This window comes from Intestinimonas massiliensis (ex Afouda et al. 2020) (genome assembly GCF_001244995.1).
Classification (GTDB): Bacteria; Bacillota; Clostridia; order Oscillospirales; family Oscillospiraceae; genus Intestinimonas; species Intestinimonas massiliensis.
Genome location: NZ_LN869529.1, coordinates 1,176,300 through 1,196,072 on the forward strand (window position 1 = coordinate 1,176,300; position 19,773 = coordinate 1,196,072).

Sequence of the window (19,773 nt, forward strand, 5' to 3'; positions counted from 1 at the left end):
CAATTCTTTCAGGGAACGCTTGACGGTCACGGCGCTGCGGGACAAGGCCGCTGCCAGCTCCACAATGGGGAAACGGACAAACAATATCCCGTTGGTATCCTCCGCACCTCCTGCAAGGGTGGCGTCCAGCAGGCGGGCATACATTACCTTTGCGGTGCTGCTGATTGGTAGCCGTAACATGGCGGCGGGAAGTGGCATACAGGGCGGCAGAACGGTGTCTGCGGTCATAAATTCAAATTCCATTTAGTCGGTTTTCTCCTTTCGCTTGGCTCGTTTGGACAGGTAATGGGGGCAGTCGATCACGACAGCCCGGAAGCTCTGTTTGCACTCATGCTGACACTTCCGGCACAGGTCGTTGTAGGCCACACGCCCCCGGTCATTGAGGAAGAAGGACAGCTCCAACTTCCGTTTCTTGCTCATTCTCGGCATGGTACCTCCTATCATAGAAAATCCGCCCATTTCAGCCGTAACGGTAGAGATGGGCGGATAGCGGTTTCTGGTGTCATGTTTCGGGGCGATTTTCAAGGAAAACACGGCCATAGAGCCGCCCTAAAAAGCCCCATAGTATCACGGACAGGGCAGACTACGCCCTGCCGATTTGTCGTGTTTGGGTAGCATTTTGGTGTCAGTTCTGCCGTGTTTCCCTGATGTCGTTCCTGCCCCTGAATCTCACAGCAGCGTTTCGTTCCCGTTGGTACGCTCGCTGCGGTCAAGGTTCCTCCAACTCCTTGCCGCAGGTCGTTGCGCTACATCGCCGGGGAGCATATCCCATCAGGCCGGTCATTCGATTGGAATAATCCATCGATGAACTGACTACATCATAGCTCATTTTTGAACCCTTTCCCGTATGTCCAGAAAGTAGGAATACCGCCCCAAAATCGAAAATTTCCACGATTTCGGAACGGTATGGTATAATGGCTATATATGCTCAAAAACCACATGGGAAGGGAGTGGCAAACCAATGAAAGACCATGTTTCCTTGCAGGAACGCTTGAAAGATTTACGGGTAGAAAAGGGGTTGAAGCTGGAAGAATTGGCAGAAAAGACCGGCATTTCAAAATCTGCTTTAGCCAGCTATGAAAATGAAGAAAATCGAAACAAGGAAATCAATCACGGCAACCTTATCACACTGGCAGACTTTTATGAGGTGTCCATTGACTATCTGTTTTGCCGGACAGAAAACCGGGAGCAGATAAATACCCCGCTGTCTGAATTACATTTGACCGATGAAGCCGTGGCGCTTCTGAAAAGCGGACGAATCAATACCCGGCTGCTGTGCGAGATGATGTCCCACGAAAAATTTGCGGAGCTGATGGCTGACGCAGAAATCTATGTGGATGGAATGGCTACCATGCGGTTCCATGACATCAACAGTGCGCTGGCCGCTGTCCGGGCAATGATACTGGAAGAACATCCCGAAGCTGCCGCAGACCGTTCCCTGAAAATTCTGGAAGCCGGTCAGATAGAGGAAGAAGATTTTTTCTGTCATGTGACACACAAAACATGGGACGCTATCCTTCACGATATACGCAAAGCCCATGAGAAGGACATGGAGAGTGCGCCGGACACCACGCCCGCCGATGAACTGATAAGGGAAGTCCGAAAGGCCATGCAGTCCACCGGCGATAGGGTACAGGAATTTCTGGAAATCTTCTGCAAGGCGTTCCAGCTAAAATACAAGCGGCTCACAGACGAGGAAAGAACGACCCTGAAAAGGCTGTTCAAAAGATCGCCGCTGATTAAAAATTCGGGGATCAACTTCCGGTGCAGACCGTGGAGATAAAAACAGCCGTTGCGGGGTTGGCTCCTGCAACGGCTGTTTTGAATAGTATAGAGAATGTATCACGTTTTATTTACTCAATGGTAAATCAATCATCCATTTTCTGCGCTTTATTATTACTTGTGAATGACCATCTTCATACCAGAACCGCAAAAGTCATTCGGAATCCGTTTAAAACCCAGTTTTTCATAAAATGGCTCTTTTCCTTTCTCTGAAATCAACTGGATACTGATTCGTCCTCCGTCTGGAATCTCCTTAGTCGCACATTCTCTAAGCATACTAACAATTTTGCTTCCAATTCCTTTCCCTTGATAAGCAGGATCGACTACAATATCAACTATTGTCAAATACATACCGTCACCTATCAATCTGCCCATTCCGACAGTCTGATTATTTTCAAAAACTGCAACGGTACATAAGCTATTACTCAATGCAGCCTGTGTTTGCTCTTTAGAAAAGTTCGTCCATCCAACGCTTTCCCTCAGCCGACAATAATCTTCATAGCATAATACATTTGTCTGATACTCCATATTTTGTGTTTCCTCCTATGAATATGTTTCGTCATGTTCCAACTCAATCACATCCAAAATCCCACAATTCAAGGCTTCGCAGATACGCAGCAGCGTTTTCATACTGATATGCTCGCCCTTGCCCATGTTGGCAATCATATTTGTAGTCAGACCAGCGGCCAGCCGCAAGTCCTCTTTTCTCATGCCGCGCTCTTTCAGGGTGTCCCATAGCGGCTGATAGCTGATGTGCATAGGCTCCCGCCTTTCTCTCCATCGTCAAGTGCTGATGGAACCATTATAGCAGAAGTCTTGTCTTTCCACAATATTTCTTGACACAACCGCCGGTTCCGTCTGGATTGTGCTTTTCCTTTCTTGTGTGATTACATCTATTTCGCCATTAACTGCTTGATGCCCTGACTTTTGGCGCCTGGATTATCCGATCCATAACCCTCCAGCAAGTTAATCACGCCCCATACCGCAAGGCCCGCGCCCAAAGCCACGACCAAAGTTTGCAGGGTATCTACCGCGCTTGTAAAGAATCCCATGGAATGTTCCTCCTTTATATGTTCAGGTGTGAAAAAAGCCGCCTCCAGGGCGGCGGACTTCGGGCCAACATGGCCCGAAGTTACGCGAAAGCGTCCGGGTCGTCTATATCGTCATAGTTCAGGATGTCCTCGTCCTCGTCTATGGCCGATAATTCGTCCTCAGTCGCTTCGTAAACTGTATACTGCTCGTTTTCATTAAGCTCTGTCATACGCCGGGTCACGAGTTTGGAGAGATCAAAGGCGTTCTTTTCTTTGTCGGCCTCGGCGGTGTACTTGTAATTCGGATGCTTTTTCAGGTCATACTTCGGGGAATAAAAAGGCCGCAGCCCTCGCAGTTGGAGGATGCAGCGGTTTCCGTCCATGGTGGTGAGTTCGTCCATGGTCATAAGCTCTTTCCCGAGCCGCTGAGTGTTTTGTCCGTAGCTCTCCGATTGCCCCCGCGTTCGGCTTTCCGTGTTCATGGAAATGGTCTCTTTCCCCAAAGCCTCCGACAGTTCCTTGATGGTGGTATGCTCTCGGCCTCCAAGGAAAATCACACTGTCCATGTTTCCCATGATGGTCTCCGCGTGGTCTTTATACAGAGCCTTTAGCTGGCTCTGCGCCTGCAAGAACATGGTCAGGCTGATTTCCCGGGAGCGGATGACCGCCACGATTTTTTCAAGCTGTGGCACCTGCCCGGTGTTGGCCGCCTCGTCCCACAGCACACGCACATGATGGGGCAAACGGCCCCCGTGTACGTTGTCCGCCCGTTCACACAAGAGATTGAACATCTGCGAAAAGGCAAGAGCAAAGCCGCCTATGGCGGTGGCAAAGCCACTCTTGACAGACCACGCCCGGATATGCAAAAGAACAACCGGCGACGGGGAATCATTCAAGAGCCGTGTCATGGGAGGACAGCAACCTCGGGCCAACATGGCCCGAAGTCTCTTACTTTTCCTGCTCGGCCTTCTTTTCCGGCTTGGCGATCTCCTTCTGCTTGCCTTTCCACTCGTCCAGAAGTTTCAGAATCTGATCCTTCATTTCACGGGGCGTCTTGTCCTTGCCGAAATACTGGCTGAGCTCCTGACTGGAAATAATCACCTTGTCTACCTCCTTTTTCTCTTCGAGCATGATACCGTCGATCACGTCGCCGTTGAGCATGTTCTTTTGGTCGAGTTCCCTCATGCGCTGTGCCTGGGAAAGAGAGGGGGCCGACTGCTGGCCCTCAATGGCGATAGCAATATACCGCTGATTTTTGGGTCTGATATAAGCAAGCTCCACGGCGGGAGTGAAAGCGATCTTTTTTTCATCCACCATTTTCATAAGGTCAGGGACAAGATCGTTGAGCTTGATATACCGCTGTACCTGTTTGACTGCCATCTTGTTGCGTTCTGCGACGATTTGATTGGACCGCTGGCCGTTCTCCAACTTCGAGCCATTTTGGCCCGAAGTTGTGAGGTCGCCTCGTGCGCCCTGCCGCTTGATAGCCTCCAACTGCATTTTCAGAGCCTTGGCCCGTTCACTGGGGAGGATGCTCTCACGCTGGTTTGTGTTATCCTCTACCATCTGAGTAATGGCCTGTTCGTCTGTCAGGTTGCGAACAATACAGGGCATGTCTATAAATCCGGCAAGTTCGCTGGCTTTCATACGACGATGCCCGGAGACCATCTCATACCCACCGCCCTCGCGGGGCCGGACTATGGCGGCATTGGTAATACCCTTGTCCTTGACACTCGAAACCATAGCCCGCATTTCTTCATCGTCCCTGACTTGGAACGGATGATTTTTGAACGGGTGCAGTTCTGAGAGCTTGATGTATACGACCTGCTCAACCTCATTTGAGCGAGGAGCGGCAACAGGCCCGGTTTTCGCCGGAGGCACTGTCTCTTGGGCAGGGGGCTCTGTCTTTGCCGGAGTCTTGGACTTGGAGCTTTTTGCAGTCTTCTCCGGCTTCGCCTTGCTGGCAGAGGATTTTGCGGCGTCTGTCTTGGCAGGAGCAGCTTTATCTTTGGGCGCCTTACTTTGCTTCGGCGCTTTAACGGGGGCCTCTTTCTTGACCGTATCCGTTCCGGGGACTTGCTTCTCTGCTTTGATCTCACTGATTTTCTCAAATGGGATCACAACATTCTCTGTCGATGAAATGTCCTTATTGTCGGAGCTGGAGGGAACTTCCGCCATTTCAAACAGGGTGGCGGGGCTCTCGGAGGCAAGGGGCTCAGGCTTCACTTCCGATGCCTCCGGGGTGGGAGGAGCAGATTTTGTCTGCTCCACATCCTTGACAGACGATACCTGGTCCGTTGTACTGGCTGTATTTTCTTGTGCCATTATGCAACCTCCTTTGTTCTGGCATGAAAAAAGGGCCTAACCTTTGTTAGACCCGTGGATAAACGGGGCAGCACCATCTCCTTTCCTGCATTTATATAGCAAACGCCGCCCATAGTCTCACTTAGGCGGCGTATTGATTTCCGATTCAATTCGTGTTAGAATGTAAAAGCATTTGCGGCTGTAAAAAACGTAGATTTTATGCGCGTTTCCGGGTTTGTCGTTATCGACATTCGTACCAAAGCAAAATGGCGGGCGCAGCCGTTTTCACGGTGCGCCCGCCATTTTCGTCCAAATTATCTAAGTTCGCTTTTGGGGGAAAGATTGACAAAACCGTAGGTTTCAGCTATAATATAAATACTCTAAACGTAGGTTTATAGGAAAAAGATTGTTGTCAACAGTCCAGAACAGATTTCTACAAGAAATCTAGATTGGAACTGGGTATCGCAAGTCCACGCCAGCCGCGCGGCTGCCGCTAGGATAATGATGCACAGGAACATGTTGTCACAGTCCCCCCTTTCAATTATAACATGATTGAAGATTGGGCGAATTGAAGGATGGCTGGTATGACATGCACAGCAAGGCTTATTGCCGAGTAAGAATACCAAGTTAAAAAGTATACCCGTCAGCTAAGGAATGCCATCCTCCATGCTGACGGGTATTGCGCTATATAGGAGCATTTTTTATGGATAGAAATGAATGGAAAGAGAAGCAAGCGAAAAAGCCAGCCCCACAATATACTCATTTTGATCGTAGGATATCTCTTGTGCAATGCTTTAAATACGTCACTTCCCCAGAAAAGATTTCCCGTCATGGTTTCTATCCTTTTATCCACTATACGATAAAAAGCAGAAAGGTAAAAGATGGGCGGAAAGAAAAGCCGAAAGAGCGGCAGATATATTATGCCGCGCACTTAGACGGCTGGATATATAGATATTATTCATATTTGATAAATGAGGCATACAATCGAAGGGTCAAGGTGGAAGATATTGATGATGTAGCAGTAGCCTATCGAACGGATCTTGGTAAAAGTAATATCCAATTTGCAAAAACAGCATTTGATCACATTCGCAAGGCGTGTGTCTGTTATGTAATGATAGGAGATTTTACTGACTTTTTTGATAATTTAAATCATGTATATTTGAAAAAACAATTATGCGATTTACTATCGGTCAATCGCCTGCCAGATGACTTTTATGCCGTATATAAAAATGTTACTCATTTTTCTTATGAATGTTTCTTAATAGGAACGCTGTAAATACAAGGCTTTTCGGAGCCTGCTAACAACAAAAAATAATATTTGCACTATCACATTACGCAAAAGGCCGCCCGGCTGAGACTTCGGGCGGCTTTTTGCGTGGGATAGGCGGAAGGATGAGAAAAAATTATTACAGAAATTTAGTCTCAAAATTTGTGCAACTTTCACGAAAAGGAGGATAGCGAATGTCTGATGAAAAACTGAACACGGGCCCCGAGGAACCGAAGGCCCCGGATGTTTCCGGGGAGGCTCCCGCTGGCCCGGCACCCGAAACACCTAAGCCAGAACAGGCCGGGCCCGCCCAGCCTGCTCCCGGCGACGTGGTGATCTCCGCCGACCAGATTGACGAGCTCATGGCCCAAAAGCGGCAGGCGGCCCGGGATGCGGTTGAAAAGGAAGGCGATCCCCCGGGAAAGGAGGCCGGGGCTCCCGCTAAAGAACAGCCGCCTACCGGGGACAAGGAACCCAAACAGCCTCGCCGGGGACGGACTGCGAAAACAGAAAAGCCCGCGCCCGAGGCCGGGAAAGAGCCGAAAACGGCAGGGGCCCGCAAGGGCCGCCCACCCAAGGCGGATAAGGCGGCCCCCGACAAGCCCCAGCCGTCCAAACGGGACACTTTGGAGCTGTTGACAAAGTGCCTGATCATTTATTACGAGCGGGAAAATGGCAATAAAAAAGACGCCTATCGGCGTCATCCCATGTACTTTATCATCCTTTTTAGGTTTAAGGCCGTGGCTGAAAGGAGACAGTGGTCTTCCGCTGCCTCTAAACCCCGCCGCAAGACGCGTGTTAAGTTATGCCCCCACTTCTGAGCGGCAAACGTGCCCTCGCACCAGATCTGCCGCTTGCGCAGCGCATCCAGATCGTCCGGCTCGTTTTGCCGGGCGAGATGCCGTCGAACCGTGGGACGGAAGTAGGTGTCCAGCAGCCTTCGCGCACCGCGCTGATCATTTTCGCTCAAACATTTCTCCCGGCAAGGACAGCTCCGGCAGTCTCCGCGGTCTGCCCAATACTCCCAGTACACACCGCTGGCGCTGCGGTACAGCCCCTTCACGCGAAGTTCTTTCCCATTGGGGCATTGATAAACATCGTTCTCCGCATCATAAGAAAAGGCATCCCGCTTGAATTCCACCTTGGTCCGATCGGCAAAAGGCTGCGGCCTGACATAAAAAGAGATTCCCTGCTCCTCCAGCACACGGTGAGCCAGAGGGAAATCGTAAGCGGCGTCCGCTGTGGCTGCCTGAATGGGGAAGACATTTCGATGGATCTGCTCCAGGTGGTCCAGGTATGGCACGGAATCATGCACATCACCCGGTGTTACTGTCACGCCCAGGATCACACCGTGGTCCGTGTCCAAGGTCTGGTGGCTCAGGTAATATTGGCCCTCCGGTTTCCCCGGCCGTTTCATATGCCCTGCCTCCGGATCCGTTCGGCTCACCCGCTTGTGGCTGCGGCGGCTATCCCGCTTGATCTGCTTTGTCCGCTTCTTCCGGCGGTGTCCAGTCCGTTTCTCCAGTGCCTGCAGTCCTTCTTCCTCGTAGCTGTCCAGCCGTTCCCAGTATGCGCCCGGTTCCTCCAGCATTTCCACCAGATGCTCCGACGCCCGGGAGGCATTGGCCTTTACATGGGTGGAGTCAGTGGCTGCCAGCCGCCCGCTGACCAGACCTTTCTCGATGCACTGACGCACCACTTCCTCAAACAGCCGGCGGAAAACCTTGCGGAAAGAAGGCTTGCGGCGACGAAGCTGTGAGATGGTGCTGTGGTCCGGTACCCGGTCAAACAGATCCAGGCCCAGATACCACCGCAGAGCCACATCTGTCTGGATACGCTGTTCGATCTGCCGTTCCGATGGAATCCCGTACAGGTATCCTACCAGCAGATACTTCACCAACATCACTGGGTCGATGGGCGGGCGGCCATACCTGGGGCTGTACAGATGGGCTGTTTCTTCACGCACGAAGGACAAGTCCAGCGTGGCTTCCAGTTTTCGCAGAAAGTGTCCCTCCGGGACCAAATCTTCTATCGTTACCATGTGCAGTTTTAGCTGCATTCCCATCCCCCCACTGCTCTTTTTTCATTATATCATATTTCCAGTGATACATGGGCTTTGTCAACAGCCCCCAGCTTCTGCCATGGTACCCAGTGTTGCTTGTTCCGCTTCACTGGAAAGCCATTTCAAAGAAAAGGGATTTTCATTCAGAAGCAATGCCTGCTCCTTGCTGTCATTTGGCAGCGTAGCGGCGTACATGCCGGTATTCAAGCCTGTTAAGTACACCTGATCCAGGAAATCCTCCAACGCTGCTTTGTCCATGCGTTTGATGGCGTCAAAGTTATCCATGTGAGGTTCCTCCTTAATCAGCTGCCTTGAAGTTATACACAGGGCGGATGCGCTCAATGATTTCTGCAGTAGGCCCAATCTGAGCGACAATTTCATCCATCCTCTTATACGCCATGGGAGACTCGTCTAGGGTGTCAGGCACAACGCAAGTGGTGTAAATGCCCTCCATTTCCTTCTGGAACTCTTCCATGGAAAGTGCTCCGAAGGCTGCACGACGGCTCATCAGGCGGCCAGCACCATGGGGTGCAGAGCAATTCCAGTCCTCATTACCCTTACCAATGCAGATGAGACTACCGTCACGCATATTGATGGGGATCAGCAGCTTCTCCCCTGCCTTTGCAGATACAGAACCCTTACGCAGAATCATAGCGTCAGTATCAATATAGTTGTGGATGGTGGTGAAGGCCTCCACAGCGGTAAAGCCCATGCCCTTCATAATGACATCAACCATGGCCTTCCGATTGAGCATAGCGAACTGCTGAGTTAGCTTCATGTCATGGATGTAATCCTCAAACAGCTTGCCTTCTACATAGGCCAGATCCTTAGGGATATTCAGGCTGTGCTCCTTCTTCAGGGCCTTGATGGTCTTCTGGATTTCCTGGAAGCGTCCCTCTGCCTTCAGCTGAGCGATCACTTCCTGAATCTGATACTTCGCACCGCCCCAGAGTGCACGACGGCCTTCATTCTGATAGTATTCAGCCACCTCGGTACCCAGATGACGGCTTCCGGAGTGGACAACCAGGAACAGTCGTCCATCTTCAGAACGATCTACTTCAATGAAGTGGTTACCGCCGCCCAGAGAACCAATGCTACGCATAGTGCGATTGAGATTAACCTGGTCCGCACAGTGCAACTGGGTCAGATCGATTTCAGCATTCAAAGCATGCAGCTCATCACGCACCTCACGACCGTAGGGGATCTCCTTGCGGATCAGCTCATCCAGCTTGGCAAAGTCGACCTCACGTTCAACGAGCTCCACAGTTTCCATGCCGCAGCCGATATCGACCCCAACCATACCGGGAACGATCTTATCCTGGATGGTCATTGTGGTACCAATCGTGCAGCCCTTACCTGCATGTACGTCAGGCATAATGCGGATCTTACAACCGGCAAACTCCGGCTGGTCGCAAACCGCCTTGATCTGATTTGCCGCCAGTTCCTCCAACTCGGGAGTATAGCAAACGGCAGCATTATATAAACCTCGAATCGTAACCATAACGATCTCCTTTTTAACTCTCTCGTTTAATATTACGTGTTCATGCATCTTACAGCAATAGTTTTCGGCATTCATTGCAAAATAAAAACAGCAGGAGATGATAACAGCAATGTTATCACCTCCTGCATCAACAGCGTTATGCCACTATGGCTGCGTAGCGCTCGGAACCCAGCACATTCATCATGAAGGCGTAGGGCGACAGGATACCAGCCTTCAGCATGGAGAAGATGCGAGGGTTGCAGCCAGACACCAGTGCGACGCCCTTATCATTGACCTTTACGGGCTGCTGCTGATTCCTGCTTGCCACATTCCAGAACACCACTTCAGGCAGGTGGTAGCCATGCTCTGCAAAGAGTTGCCGTGCATACTCGAAGTTGGTCAAAGAACAATCTTCGGTACAGTAGTCGAACTCCATATCAGAGATGATGTAGATCTTGGCAGGCATATCCTTCTGAGGTACCCGGTTCTTCACAGCAGTCTTCAGGATCAGCTCGAACACACGCTGGATATTCGTGTTGGCTACCTCGTTGAACTGGTGACAGTAACGGACCTTTTCATAGATATCCTTACCCTTGATCTCAACCAGCTTGGGATTCTCAGAGAAGGTAATGAAATGGTTTTGGAATGCGCCGGTGTTACGCTCGGCATAGTAGATACCCAAAGACAGCGCCACAGTTGCGGGAATGGGATCCGCACCACCATACATGGAGCCGGAGCCATCAATGACGACCAGAGCGTTCTCCTCGCCAGTGAAATCCTCCTGGGCCTTCCAGGTGGCATCGATAGCCGTGCGCTCAGCATCGGAGATAGAGCCTCTATTGAAGAAGGGCTTGATCATCTCATACGGAGTCAGGGCACCGGTATGAATCTGCTCCACCCCCTCTGCGACTCGATTCATGAAGTTGCCGTAACGCTCGCCATCATTCCGCATGAAAGCCTGACGGTACTTGAACATCGCCTTAGAGGGCTGCTTGGAGTAATCGAAGGTGTAGTCTTTTTTGCGAAGATTATTCTCAATGATGCCGATCTTCGCACGCAGGGCACTCAGCGTCTTGCGGTACTGGGCATCGTTCATACCCATTGCACGAGCAATACGCTTTGCCTGACGAACAGTATCATCATTGGATGCATTAACAGAAGGCAGCCACTTGGCCAGCAGGGATATAGAGTCACCGGCCTCCAAAGCTGCACAATCTGCAGTCAACTGCTTTTTAATCTGCTGCAGGGCCTTACCTTCGCAAGTAGTGCTCATCAGAGCCAGCAGGTCATCGTAACGACCATACTCCGCAATGTACTGGATGTTTTTCTCCAGAGACTGGGGCTCATTGGCCGCCAACCACTTGAGGATGGTACGGAACACACGGCGCTCACCAATACCACCACGGATATCACGTGCAAAGAACAAGGTCTTCATCGCCAGGTCTGAATCCTCAGCATAGGCACGGAGGAAGCGATTGGTGATCTCCTCATCACTTTCTCTACGCAGCGCACCGATCGTTGCAAACAGATCCAAACATTCAGACTGGGTGGAACGATATGTAGCTGCGCCATTCTCGGTATAGGTCATGTTCGCCTCTTTTTTCAGAAACTTAAGCATGTAAAATCACTCCTCCGTGACAGAATTAATAGAACAAGGCACCATTAGGGATTTGAACCCAACGTAAGAGACGTTACCAATCATTGCTGTTGGTGCCTTTGGTGGCAAGGCGCTGCTGTCTTCAGTTCCGGCAACTTCGGACAACTATGCAATCATTCATCGCTACTGCCGGGGATTAGATAAGTGGCTCAAGAGCATGAGCCAGACCTTTGCGCTCTTGCTGTCCGCGCCTTTAACAAGATGCCATTTTGTGATTTGCCACTTTCGTGAGCTGTTATTTTCCCGGCAGCCCACTACCTGCAGTAGCTTCGGACTCAAAACCGTCATGTTTGATTGCTGTTGGCATCTTTTAATTGATAAAACAAGGCACCATGTGAAGTGGGAGTCGAACCCACGAACGATGGGTATGAACCATCTGCTATAACCAACTTAGCTATTCGTTCTTTGCTGTTGGTGCCTTTCATAAAGGTGGCAGACCGATTCTCTACATCCCAGCTTACGGCCACGCGGATATCTCACGGCCAGCTACCGCCTTTATCATTGAAGTGCATCATCCGAGTGGGACTTGAACCCACGACACTGAGATTTTTAGTCTCCTATTCTACCAGCTGAACTATCGGATGATGCATTCACAAGACGCCATTATGATAATTACATGTTGGGGATCTCACCCAACTTTGGCCTGACCTGAAGTCAGGTGCTCCTTAAGTGAGCTAATGTAGGACAATATCAGATAATTGCTGTTGGCGTCTTTTACAAAGCACATTTCACCGCCCCAGTGCTACGTCCATAAGTGGCCTCGCAGGGGGCATATAGCTTCTACGGTTAACAGTCGTATGCTTTTTAGTGTTGCTGTTTGTGCTTTTCGTGAGTTAAGAATACCTCCCAGACAGAGGAAAATCACGGAAAAAAAGTTGCGAACACTGTTTATTGCTGTAATCACATATAAATTTTTCCGGCTAAATACAATTACAACTTCATGTGATATGCTTAATGTATAAAAGCTTGGGGGGTTCATAAAATGAGATATAATCAATCCAAATACTGGTTGGAAAACAGCACCGACCTGCAGCCACGCCCAATGGCAGATGCGCTAAGTCGTGTGAAACGGATCGAACATGGTCTTTGTCTGGATTTGAAGTATATCAAAGATGGAGGTAGCTATGTCCTCAATAAGATGGAATACTCAGCCACAGACGAGAGCAACTCAAAACAACCGCCCATTGGACTTACGCTCAAGCCTGGTGCAAACATCCGCAATGGTATGGCATCACTGAAGGCTGCAGCTAAGCAATATTTTAATTTCTGCCATGCGACAAATTATCAAAAGTAAGCACAAATGAAGCCCTGTCCACGATGGACAGGGCTTTTGCAATACAAACTTATTACTGACACAATGTGCCTGTGGGCTCACTTAGAGATTTCGCGTCAATTTTGGTAATCGTACAGAATGTATCAAAGAACTCCTTTGCCAAGTCTTCGTCTTCAGTACCTTTCTTAATTTCAACAATATCTCTGAGGACCTGAGCAGCCTGCTCATCTGTAATATACCGGTGTAATCCGGAGCTCCACACAGCAACATCAGGTTGTTTTTCATTTGCGTGGTAGCGCCAGAACGGCATCTGGTGAGCCTGATCAGATGTCAGCTTAATCTTGAATTTTGACTTAGTTGACACAAAGCCTTCGTCCAGATCATCTCCATCATAGGTCTGATCTACCAGGAAGACAGCAAAGATAAATCGATCTTATTCCGTGGTATAGGGCTCACGAGTGGTCAGAGTGCAGAGGCTGTTCGTTTGGACACCACTCAAATGCATGGGTTGACCTTTGCGGTCACCGTTCTGAACAATGCCAGCCATCGCCTTCCATTCACGCAGCATCTGACTTTCATAGCAGACCAAGTCTCCATTGGCTAATACATCTTCAAGATCTTGCCGGGTAATCTAGCCATTCTTGCTGCCGAAATGAACGGACAGTGTTTTACCCTCCTAGCTAATGACAGTTCCAACGCCCAGAATTTTATGTAAGACTTCTTTTTCAATGATATCCATGCCAATTCCTCCACATTAAGTACGTTGGATGCGGTCAGTGTCATTCTGCTCATCATTTAACTTGTGCAGTTTAGCTAGGGAAATACTGCGCTGGCCATTCTTCTGAATGGGACCAGCGGCGTTCCATACTGTGGCACCTTTTCCGTTGTAGCATTCTTCGAACGATCGATCCATCTGGTAAGAGTTTAATGACAATCAAATAGTCTGGCTCACTGCTGATGGCAATTCGATTAATCTGCGTGGCCTTAATCTGAACATAGCGACCATCCGGCACTACAGCATGGTGAGTCTCATGGGAAGCTGGCAGTAACTGCAAACCACAGTTCTCGGCTACCAATACTTCGCCAATACTGCCAACCATATGTCCGTCCGGAGTAAAGTGACGACCGGGATACAGAGCCTCAAGTTCTGCGGTAATCGCATATATTCTCTTCACCTTCTCTGAAAGCAGAGCGTTATTCTCAGAAGTGCTCAAATGTATCACCACCTGCAAGTATTGTACCCATCTTACAGAGAAATGGCAGCTAAACCTTTTAATAAGTTGTCTCGCTGTCCTTTTATTGGGACAGGATATGTGATAAAATATCAATATAAACTGGTAGTGAAGGTGGATTTGATGGCATACAGCGAGCTAATAAAGAACTTCGAGCGTATCCGTGACTACATGCGCGAATTCTATGTCTATGGCTTCAAGAGCCGTGAGGAATATGATGCCAAAAGCGCACGTAGCTATGATAATGAGCGCCGTAGAATTGAAAGCTGGCTCGGCGACTATATGTCCTTCCATCAGGATGCAACCGGAAAGAACGTGTTTCTATCTGTAGATAGCCGGAGAATCCCTCAGAATCCCCTCCATAAAGCTTTCAAGGCAAAAAGCTTTACAGACAAGGATATTACACTGCATTTCTACATTTTGGACATCCTGGCTGATGGAAACGCTCTCTCCTCTAAGGAAATTATCGACCGGATCACAGATGGCTATCTGTCTCATTTTAATGATGTCTTCTCTTTAGACGAATCCACTGTACGAAAGAAGCTGAAGGAGTATGAAGCACTCGGCCTCCTCTGTTCTGAGAAACGTGGTCGTGAGGTATTCTACAAGAGAACAGACGATGAGTCCTTTGATCTGACCACTTGGGCGGATGCTCTGGCATTCTTCTCTGAGGAAAACCCCATGGGCGTTGTCGGTTCCTTTCTGATGGATAAACTGGAGGAAAACTCTGACGCCTTCCGTTTCAAGCATCACTACATACTCCATGCTCTGGATAGCGATGTGCTATGCGACCTACTGCTTGCCATTGATGAGCAGCGTGCTGTGGAATTAACAGTCAAGAGTCTCCGCAGCGGTCGCGATTACCAGCGTACAGTGTGCCCCCTGAACATTTATGTCAGCACACAGTCCGGTCGTCAGTATCTACTGGGTTACCATTATCGTGGCAAGCACATGACTTTCTTCCGACTGGATGCAATCAAGAAAGTGGCCATCGGTAATGTTGAGAAGCATTATGAGAAGTATGTGGGGTATCAGGAAAAGTTTGACCAGCACCTCTGGGGTGTATCGACTGGCCCTGACCATAACCTGGATCATATTGAAATGACGATCCATCATGGCCCCGGTGAAGAGTTCATCCTGCAGCGTCTTGATCGTGAGAAGCGACACGGGCGCATCGAGATCATTGACGATCATACTTGTAAATTCGTAGCTGACGTTTATGACGCTTCTGAAATGCTTCCGTGGCTGAGGACCTTTATTGGCCGTATCGTAGATCTGCAGTGCAGCAGCCAATTCGTAGTAAAGACATTTTATGAGGATCTCGAGCGAATAAATGCTATGTACGGAGGTGACAACGGTGCTGTTCAGTGAAATCTATGGCAGCTACTTCAACGTTGTCGCTGCCGTTCTCTCCGAAGCATCTGCCGGTTGCCTGACTGATCGACGCATGACAGAGCTGATCCAGGCTAAAGCATTTGCGGAAAGCTCCCTCTCAATTCCTGCAGCACTCAAAAAGGAAGCATGGCCTCTTCTTGACCAGGAACTGAAAACAGTGATCCAGCACTCCCCTACTATGCCTCTGACGTTGCTGCAGAAGCGTTGGCTCAAGGCGTTGCTGCAGGATCCACGCATTGCTCTGTTTAATCCTGATACCAATGGTCTTAAAGATATTGAACCGTTATATCAGCCGGGTACATTCGTGCTGTTCGATCAGTATGCTGACGGCGATCCTTATGAGGATGAAAACTATATCGCGTGTTTCCGGACAGTGCTGCAGTCGATTAGGGAAAAGAGAATGCTCCGCATCCGCTTCCGGGGACATACCGGAATTCGTCACTCTCTAGTCTGCATGCCCTATCGCTTGGAGTACTCTGCAAAGGACGATAAGTTCCGGCTTCAGTCCCGAGGAAAGCGAAATATGCATACCATCAACCTCGCTCGCGTCCGGTCCTGTGAGCTGCTGGAGGAATATGACGTCACCAACATGCAACTACCGCAGGAACGCATGTGTGCACTGACTCTGCTTCTTCATGATGAAAGAAATGCTCTGGAGCGTGTATTACTCCACTTCTCTCATTTTGAAAAGGAAACGCAGAAACTCGATCATCGTCTCTACCAGATCAAGTTGCGCTATGATCGTGACGATGAGACTGAACTGCTGATACGTGTTCTGTCATTTGGTCCCGTGCTGGAGATTGTGTCTCCTGATGCATTCATTGATTTGATAAAGGAGCGACTCAAAAAGCAACATGCCTTCTCTCCTCAGAATTTGTTCCCGGTAGTTAAGTGATTTACGGCGAAATTAAGCAATAAGGAAGGGCCTCTGCTATTCAGCAGGGGCCCTTGCTCCTACTCAGAAAATCATTATACTCGTCCGGAGGCCATAACCAATATCTTCATGCGTCTGCTGGCCTCAGCCAATTCTTTCATGGCGTGCGTCTTTCGCTCTTCCCATGTCTTGTTTTATCTTCGCTATGGTCACTAACAAGAGCAGCAATGTCGTACCGAATTTCTCCGCAATCTCCTCAACCGTCGTATCTGTATCTTCAACAGTGTCATGCAGAAGTCCCTGTCTTGCGCCGTGTACTTTCAGCCCAATTCGGCGAAGCAAGTTCGTTTAGCCTGTTTTCGGCCACTAACAGATTTACCGCAGCCGTGAAAGGGCCACTTTGAATAGCATTATTAGAGGCATTGCTCTACGGCTTGTTTACACTTCGGTACTCAGCAGCAATTCGACCGGCAAGGTGTTGCAAGGCAAAAGCCAAACTCGTGTCAGAGCGTTTAAAAAATGCTGTAATTCTCGGCAGTTATTGCATCGTACGCCATTGTGATCTACTGCGTACCCCCGGAGCACCGCTTTCTCGGCAGAGGTTTTCATGATACGGATACGGGCAAATACATCTTGTATCCCAGTCTTCACTAATCGTACATTTGTCATTATTACATCATCCCTTCGTATTCTAAATTATAGCAATTTTCAGAATTAAAGCACATATCCGCAGGAGTTAACCATCCTGAGCAATCAGAAGCGGTTACTGTATGAAAAGCGACCTGAATGGCATCCGGGAGTTGATCTGCCATTCTGGCCTTGCATTTACGCAACAGAGCTTTTACCTTTGACCAAAGCTTTTCAATCGGATTCAAATCAGGGCTATAGGGCGGAAGATAGAGATACGGAATCTTAGCCTTATCTAACAGCGCCTTCACAACCTTAGCATGGTGCGACTTCATATTGTCCATAACGAGAACGGAATCTCCGTTCAAATATGGCAATAAGTCATGTTCCAAATATTCTTTGAATTTTTCGACCGTTGTTCCACCGGAAAAAGTTGTGTACCGTAAGGTTCCATCCCGCTGAATAGAAGACAGAATCGTCGTGTTCTTCGGCTTGGAGAGTGGCGCGGAGTCAACTGCTCTGCTTCCGCCAATCGAATAGGCATACCGCCTTGTCATATCGGTATTGCAGCCGCTTTCATCCTGGAAAACGAGATGATTGATGTTGAACCCAGATATAAGGTCGTGCCAGTCTTTCCGTTTCCTTGCCACATCGGGGACGCTCCTGTTCGCTGGCATGGAGAGATTTCTTCTTGCGGCGATAACCCTGCTTTTTCAGAAATCGCCATACTGTATCAATGCTCACAGAAAGATCCAAGGTCTCTATGATTTCAAGACAGGTGATATCTGACCGTTTGCTTATAAGCGCCATAATATTTTGGCGATCTGCGTCCGAGAGCTTGGGCTTCTTTCCTCGAAGATTGGTTTGGGTTTCATAACTTCCGGTCTCGTTTCGCCGCTTCAGCAAACGGTAGATCGAACAGGGATTCACGCAAAAGCATTCCGCCAGTTCTTTCACGCTGATACCTTTGTCATACGCTTCCAAAATCAATTTTCGTGCTTCGTTATGTAGCATGACACTCACCTTCCCTGGCTCTGTTATACCACTTTTGGCAAAAAGTTAAAGTGCTGTGCGATATTATTGAAGATTGCTATAAAATACAAAAAAGAGAGCTAACTGACTAATCAAAATCAGTTAGCTCTCTTTTTATGAATAATGAAAAAATGTTGCCAAATCGTTGCCACGGAGGGTATCAAACCTTAGAAAAACCAGTCATATCAGGCTTTTCCGGGCCTCTGAAATCATTCCCATTCTATTGTGGCGGGCGGTTTGGACGTGATATCATACACGATTCGGTTGATGCCCTTGACCTCATTGACAATTCGGGCAGACACCCGGTCCAGCACCTCGTAGGGGATGCGGGCCCAATCGGCGGTCATGAAGTCGCTGGTGGTGACGGCGCGCAGGGCCAGGGTGTAGTCATAGGTCCGGCCGTCGCCCATGACGCCCACACTGCGGGTGTTGGTCAGGACGGCGAAGTACTGGTTCAGATTCTTGTCCTCACCGGCTTTGGCAATCTCGTCCCGGAAGATGGCGTCGGCTTCCCGCAGGGTGTCCGCCTTCTCCTTGGTGATGTCCCCGATGATGCGGATGGCAAGCCCCGGACCGGGAAAGGGCTGGCGCATGACCAGATACTCAGGCAGTCCCAACTCACGGCCCAACTGCCGCACCTCGTCCTTGAACAGAAGCCGCAGAGGCTCAATGATCTCCTGGAAGTCCACATAGTCGGGCAGTCCGCCCACGTTGTGGTGGCTCTTGATGACAGCGGCGTCCCCGGCGCCCGATTCGATCACGTCGGGATAAATGGTGCCCTGCGCCAGGAAGTCCACCTTGCCGATCTTTTTGGCCTCTTCCTCAAAAACCCGGATGAACTCCTCCCCGATGATCTTCCGCTTATGCTCGGGCTCGTCCACCCCGGCCAGCTTCAGCAAAAACCGGCTCTCGGCATCCACCCGGACAAAGTTCAGGTCCCATTTGGCAAAAGCCTGCTCTACCTCGTCCCCCTCGTTCTTCCGCATAAGCCCGTGATCGACGAAGACACAGGTAAGCTGCTTGCCGACGGCCTCGGCCAGCAGGGCGGCACATACGGAGGAATCTACTCCGCCGGACAGAGCCAGCAGCACCTTCCCGTCCCCCACCTTCTCCCGGATGGCGGCCACGGAGGTTTTCAGATAGTCCCCCATGGTCCAGTCTCCCACGGCTCCGCAGACCTCATAGAGAAAATTGCGGATCATATCCATGCCGTGCGCGGTGTGGTTGACCTCAGGGTGGTACTGCACTCCATAAAAGCCCCGGGCTTCGTCGGCGATGGCCACATTGGGGCAGGCGTCCGTGTGGGCGGTGAGAGCAAAGCCCTCGGGCACCCGGGCCATATAGTCCCCATGGCTCATCCAGGACACGCCCTGCGCCGGCAGGCCCCGGAAGAGCCGGCAGGAGGTATCGTAGTAGGTCTCCGTCTTGCCGTACTCCCGGGCGGTGTCCGCCTGGGCGGCGGTGACCTGTCCTCCCAGGGTGTGGGCCATGAGCTGGCAGCCGTAGCAGATACCCAGCACGGGGACTCCCAGTTCGAAGACAGCCGGGTCCACATGGGGCGCGCGTTCGTCATAGACGCTGTTGGGTCCGCCGGTGAAAATGAAGCCGATGGGCTTCATGGCCTCAAGCTCCGCCAGTGGGGTGGTATAGGGGCGCACCTCGCAGTAGACGCCGCACTCCCGGACCCGCCGGGCGATGAGCTGGTTGTACTGCCCGCCGAAATCCAGTACGATGATCAATTGATGCTTCATACTCCT

19 protein-coding genes, 1 tRNA gene and 2 pseudogenes are annotated in these 19,773 nt (G+C 50.1%); 5 read left to right on the forward strand and 17 right to left on the reverse strand.

The annotated features are described in order from the left end of the window. Positions 1-243: 243 nt before the first annotated feature. The gene (locus BN2154_RS15295) at positions 244-429 is read right to left on the reverse strand and encodes a hypothetical protein (protein ID WP_044930770.1); all 186 of its coding nucleotides are present in this window, start codon (positions 427-429) and stop codon (positions 244-246) included. 532 nt (positions 430-961) lie between these two features. Here BN2154_RS15295 and BN2154_RS09605 point away from each other — a divergent pair. Then, positions 962-1,783, forward strand: coding sequence for a helix-turn-helix domain-containing protein (locus BN2154_RS09605; protein WP_050618581.1), 822 nt, complete (start codon positions 962-964; stop codon positions 1,781-1,783). 113 nt (positions 1,784-1,896) lie between these two features. On the opposite strand, the gene BN2154_RS09610 is transcribed toward BN2154_RS09605, so the two are convergent. From BN2154_RS09610 to BN2154_RS09625, 5 genes and pseudogenes are all read right to left on the reverse strand, one after another. Continuing rightward, on the reverse strand, positions 1,897-2,310 hold the full coding sequence (locus BN2154_RS09610) for a GNAT family N-acetyltransferase (RefSeq protein WP_050618582.1): 414 nt from the start codon (positions 2,308-2,310) through the stop codon (positions 1,897-1,899). Positions 2,311-2,325: 15 nt separating this feature from the next. Continuing rightward, positions 2,326-2,541: a helix-turn-helix domain-containing protein gene (locus tag BN2154_RS09615; RefSeq protein ID WP_050618583.1), complete on the reverse strand. Its 216-nt coding sequence runs from the start codon at positions 2,539-2,541 to the stop codon at positions 2,326-2,328. Between the two features lie 140 nt (positions 2,542-2,681). Then, a pseudogene (locus BN2154_RS15305) lies at positions 2,682-2,834 on the reverse strand (Maff2 family mobile element protein); the annotation flags it as partial. 80 nt (positions 2,835-2,914) lie between these two features. Then, positions 2,915-3,622: pseudogene (locus tag BN2154_RS09620) on the reverse strand (type IV secretory system conjugative DNA transfer family protein); the annotation flags it as partial. A 139-nt stretch (positions 3,623-3,761) separates the two neighbouring features. Then, positions 3,762-5,138 carry a ParB/RepB/Spo0J family partition protein gene (locus tag BN2154_RS09625; RefSeq protein WP_050618584.1) on the reverse strand — a complete coding sequence of 459 codons (1,377 nt, stop codon included), beginning with the start codon at positions 5,136-5,138 and terminating at the stop codon, positions 3,762-3,764. Positions 5,139-5,820: 682 nt separating this feature from the next. On the opposite strand from BN2154_RS09625, the gene BN2154_RS15750 reads away from it, so the two are divergent. Continuing rightward, positions 5,821-6,393: an RNA-dependent RNA polymerase family protein gene (locus BN2154_RS15750; protein WP_154666665.1), complete on the forward strand. Its 573-nt coding sequence runs from the start codon at positions 5,821-5,823 to the stop codon at positions 6,391-6,393. Between the two features lie 691 nt (positions 6,394-7,084). Here the strand turns inward: BN2154_RS15750 and BN2154_RS09635 are convergent. From BN2154_RS09635 to BN2154_RS09660, 5 genes are all read right to left on the reverse strand, one after another. Then, positions 7,085-8,443, reverse strand: a complete 1,359-nt coding sequence (locus tag BN2154_RS09635; protein ID WP_242853731.1) for an IS1182 family transposase — start codon at positions 8,441-8,443, stop codon at positions 7,085-7,087. A gap of 60 nt (positions 8,444-8,503) precedes the next feature. Next, positions 8,504-8,731, reverse strand: a complete 228-nt coding sequence (locus tag BN2154_RS09640) for a hypothetical protein (protein ID WP_050618587.1) — start codon at positions 8,729-8,731, stop codon at positions 8,504-8,506. A 13-nt stretch (positions 8,732-8,744) separates the two neighbouring features. Beyond that, positions 8,745-9,947 (reverse strand): RtcB family protein, encoded by a 1,203-nt coding sequence (locus BN2154_RS09645; protein ID WP_050618588.1) that lies wholly within the window; start codon positions 9,945-9,947, stop codon positions 8,745-8,747. 136 nt (positions 9,948-10,083) lie between these two features. Further along, positions 10,084-11,544 carry a DUF2828 family protein gene (locus tag BN2154_RS09650; protein ID WP_050618589.1) on the reverse strand — a complete coding sequence of 487 codons (1,461 nt, stop codon included), beginning with the start codon at positions 11,542-11,544 and terminating at the stop codon, positions 10,084-10,086. Between the two features lie 550 nt (positions 11,545-12,094). After that, positions 12,095-12,167: transfer RNA gene (locus tag BN2154_RS09660), tRNA-Phe, on the reverse strand. Between the two features lie 398 nt (positions 12,168-12,565). Here BN2154_RS09660 and BN2154_RS15755 point away from each other — a divergent pair. Continuing rightward, positions 12,566-12,877 carry a hypothetical protein gene (locus BN2154_RS15755; RefSeq protein WP_154666666.1) on the forward strand — a complete coding sequence of 104 codons (312 nt, stop codon included), beginning with the start codon at positions 12,566-12,568 and terminating at the stop codon, positions 12,875-12,877. A 52-nt stretch (positions 12,878-12,929) separates the two neighbouring features. Here BN2154_RS15755 and BN2154_RS09665 read toward each other — a convergent pair whose 3' ends face one another. The 3 genes from BN2154_RS09665 to BN2154_RS15310 all read right to left on the reverse strand — a co-directional run bounded on the left by BN2154_RS09665 (position 12,930) and on the right by BN2154_RS15310 (position 14,070). After that, the gene (locus BN2154_RS09665) at positions 12,930-13,220 is read right to left on the reverse strand and encodes a hypothetical protein (RefSeq protein ID WP_050618590.1); all 291 of its coding nucleotides are present in this window, start codon (positions 13,218-13,220) and stop codon (positions 12,930-12,932) included. 390 nt (positions 13,221-13,610) lie between these two features. Continuing rightward, positions 13,611-13,703 (reverse strand): hypothetical protein, encoded by a 93-nt coding sequence (locus BN2154_RS16615; RefSeq protein WP_418779447.1) that lies wholly within the window; start codon positions 13,701-13,703, stop codon positions 13,611-13,613. Beyond that, positions 13,666-14,070, reverse strand: coding sequence for a DUF6998 domain-containing protein (locus tag BN2154_RS15310; protein ID WP_242853732.1), 405 nt, complete (start codon positions 14,068-14,070; stop codon positions 13,666-13,668). Before BN2154_RS15310 ends, BN2154_RS16615 begins: the two co-directional genes overlap by 38 nt. Before the next feature lie 42 nt (positions 14,071-14,112). Between BN2154_RS15310 and BN2154_RS09670 the strand changes: the two genes are divergently transcribed. Then, complete coding sequence (locus BN2154_RS09670; RefSeq protein WP_368013988.1) at positions 14,113-15,459, forward strand: WYL domain-containing protein; 1,347 nt, start codon at positions 14,113-14,115, stop codon at positions 15,457-15,459. Next, complete coding sequence (locus BN2154_RS09675) at positions 15,446-16,378, forward strand: WYL domain-containing protein (RefSeq protein ID WP_050618592.1); 933 nt, start codon at positions 15,446-15,448, stop codon at positions 16,376-16,378. Before BN2154_RS09670 ends, BN2154_RS09675 begins: the two co-directional genes overlap by 14 nt. A 650-nt stretch (positions 16,379-17,028) precedes the next feature. Here BN2154_RS09675 and BN2154_RS15315 read toward each other — a convergent pair. The 3 genes from BN2154_RS15315 to guaA form a co-directional block, all read right to left on the reverse strand. Next, entirely contained in the window at positions 17,029-17,634 is a 606-nt protein-coding gene (locus tag BN2154_RS15315; protein WP_195892332.1) for an IS630 family transposase, read from the reverse strand. Then, positions 17,561-17,998, reverse strand: coding sequence for a helix-turn-helix domain-containing protein (locus BN2154_RS15320; protein WP_094762450.1), 438 nt, complete (start codon positions 17,996-17,998; stop codon positions 17,561-17,563). The genes BN2154_RS15315 and BN2154_RS15320 overlap by 74 nt, the downstream gene beginning before the upstream one ends. A 227-nt stretch (positions 17,999-18,225) precedes the next feature. Next, positions 18,226-19,767 (reverse strand): glutamine-hydrolyzing GMP synthase, encoded by a 1,542-nt coding sequence (guaA, locus tag BN2154_RS09685; RefSeq protein ID WP_050618593.1) that lies wholly within the window; start codon positions 19,765-19,767, stop codon positions 18,226-18,228. Between the last annotated feature and the right edge of the window lie 6 nt (positions 19,768-19,773).

What these genes read in the sequence shown, in the direction of transcription:
- BN2154_RS15755 (WP_154666666.1), top strand. Translation starts at nt 12,566, where the DNA reads ATGAGATATAATCAATCCAAATACTGGTTGGAAAACAGCACCGACCTG.
- BN2154_RS09670 (WP_368013988.1), top strand. Translation starts at nt 14,113, where the DNA reads ATGGCAGCTAAACCTTTTAATAAGTTGTCTCGCTGTCCTTTTATTGGG.
- BN2154_RS09605 (WP_050618581.1), top strand. Translation starts at nt 962, where the DNA reads ATGAAAGACCATGTTTCCTTGCAGGAACGCTTGAAAGATTTACGGGTA.
- BN2154_RS09615 (WP_050618583.1), bottom strand. Translation starts at nt 2,541, where the DNA reads ATGCACATCAGCTATCAGCCGCTATGGGACACCCTGAAAGAGCGCGGC.
- BN2154_RS15750 (WP_154666665.1), top strand. Translation starts at nt 5,821, where the DNA reads ATGGATAGAAATGAATGGAAAGAGAAGCAAGCGAAAAAGCCAGCCCCA.
- BN2154_RS09645 (WP_050618588.1), bottom strand. Translation starts at nt 9,947, where the DNA reads ATGGTTACGATTCGAGGTTTATATAATGCTGCCGTTTGCTATACTCCC.
- BN2154_RS09625 (WP_050618584.1), bottom strand. Translation starts at nt 5,138, where the DNA reads ATGGCACAAGAAAATACAGCCAGTACAACGGACCAGGTATCGTCTGTC.
- BN2154_RS15320 (WP_094762450.1), bottom strand. Translation starts at nt 17,998, where the DNA reads ATGCTACATAACGAAGCACGAAAATTGATTTTGGAAGCGTATGACAAA.
- BN2154_RS09635 (WP_242853731.1), bottom strand. Translation starts at nt 8,443, where the DNA reads ATGCAGCTAAAACTGCACATGGTAACGATAGAAGATTTGGTCCCGGAG.
- BN2154_RS15295 (WP_044930770.1), bottom strand. Translation starts at nt 429, where the DNA reads ATGCCGAGAATGAGCAAGAAACGGAAGTTGGAGCTGTCCTTCTTCCTC.
- BN2154_RS09640 (WP_050618587.1), bottom strand. Translation starts at nt 8,731, where the DNA reads ATGGATAACTTTGACGCCATCAAACGCATGGACAAAGCAGCGTTGGAG.
- guaA (WP_050618593.1), bottom strand. Translation starts at nt 19,767, where the DNA reads ATGAAGCATCAATTGATCATCGTACTGGATTTCGGCGGGCAGTACAAC.
- BN2154_RS09610 (WP_050618582.1), bottom strand. Translation starts at nt 2,310, where the DNA reads ATGGAGTATCAGACAAATGTATTATGCTATGAAGATTATTGTCGGCTG.
- BN2154_RS09650 (WP_050618589.1), bottom strand. Translation starts at nt 11,544, where the DNA reads ATGCTTAAGTTTCTGAAAAAAGAGGCGAACATGACCTATACCGAGAAT.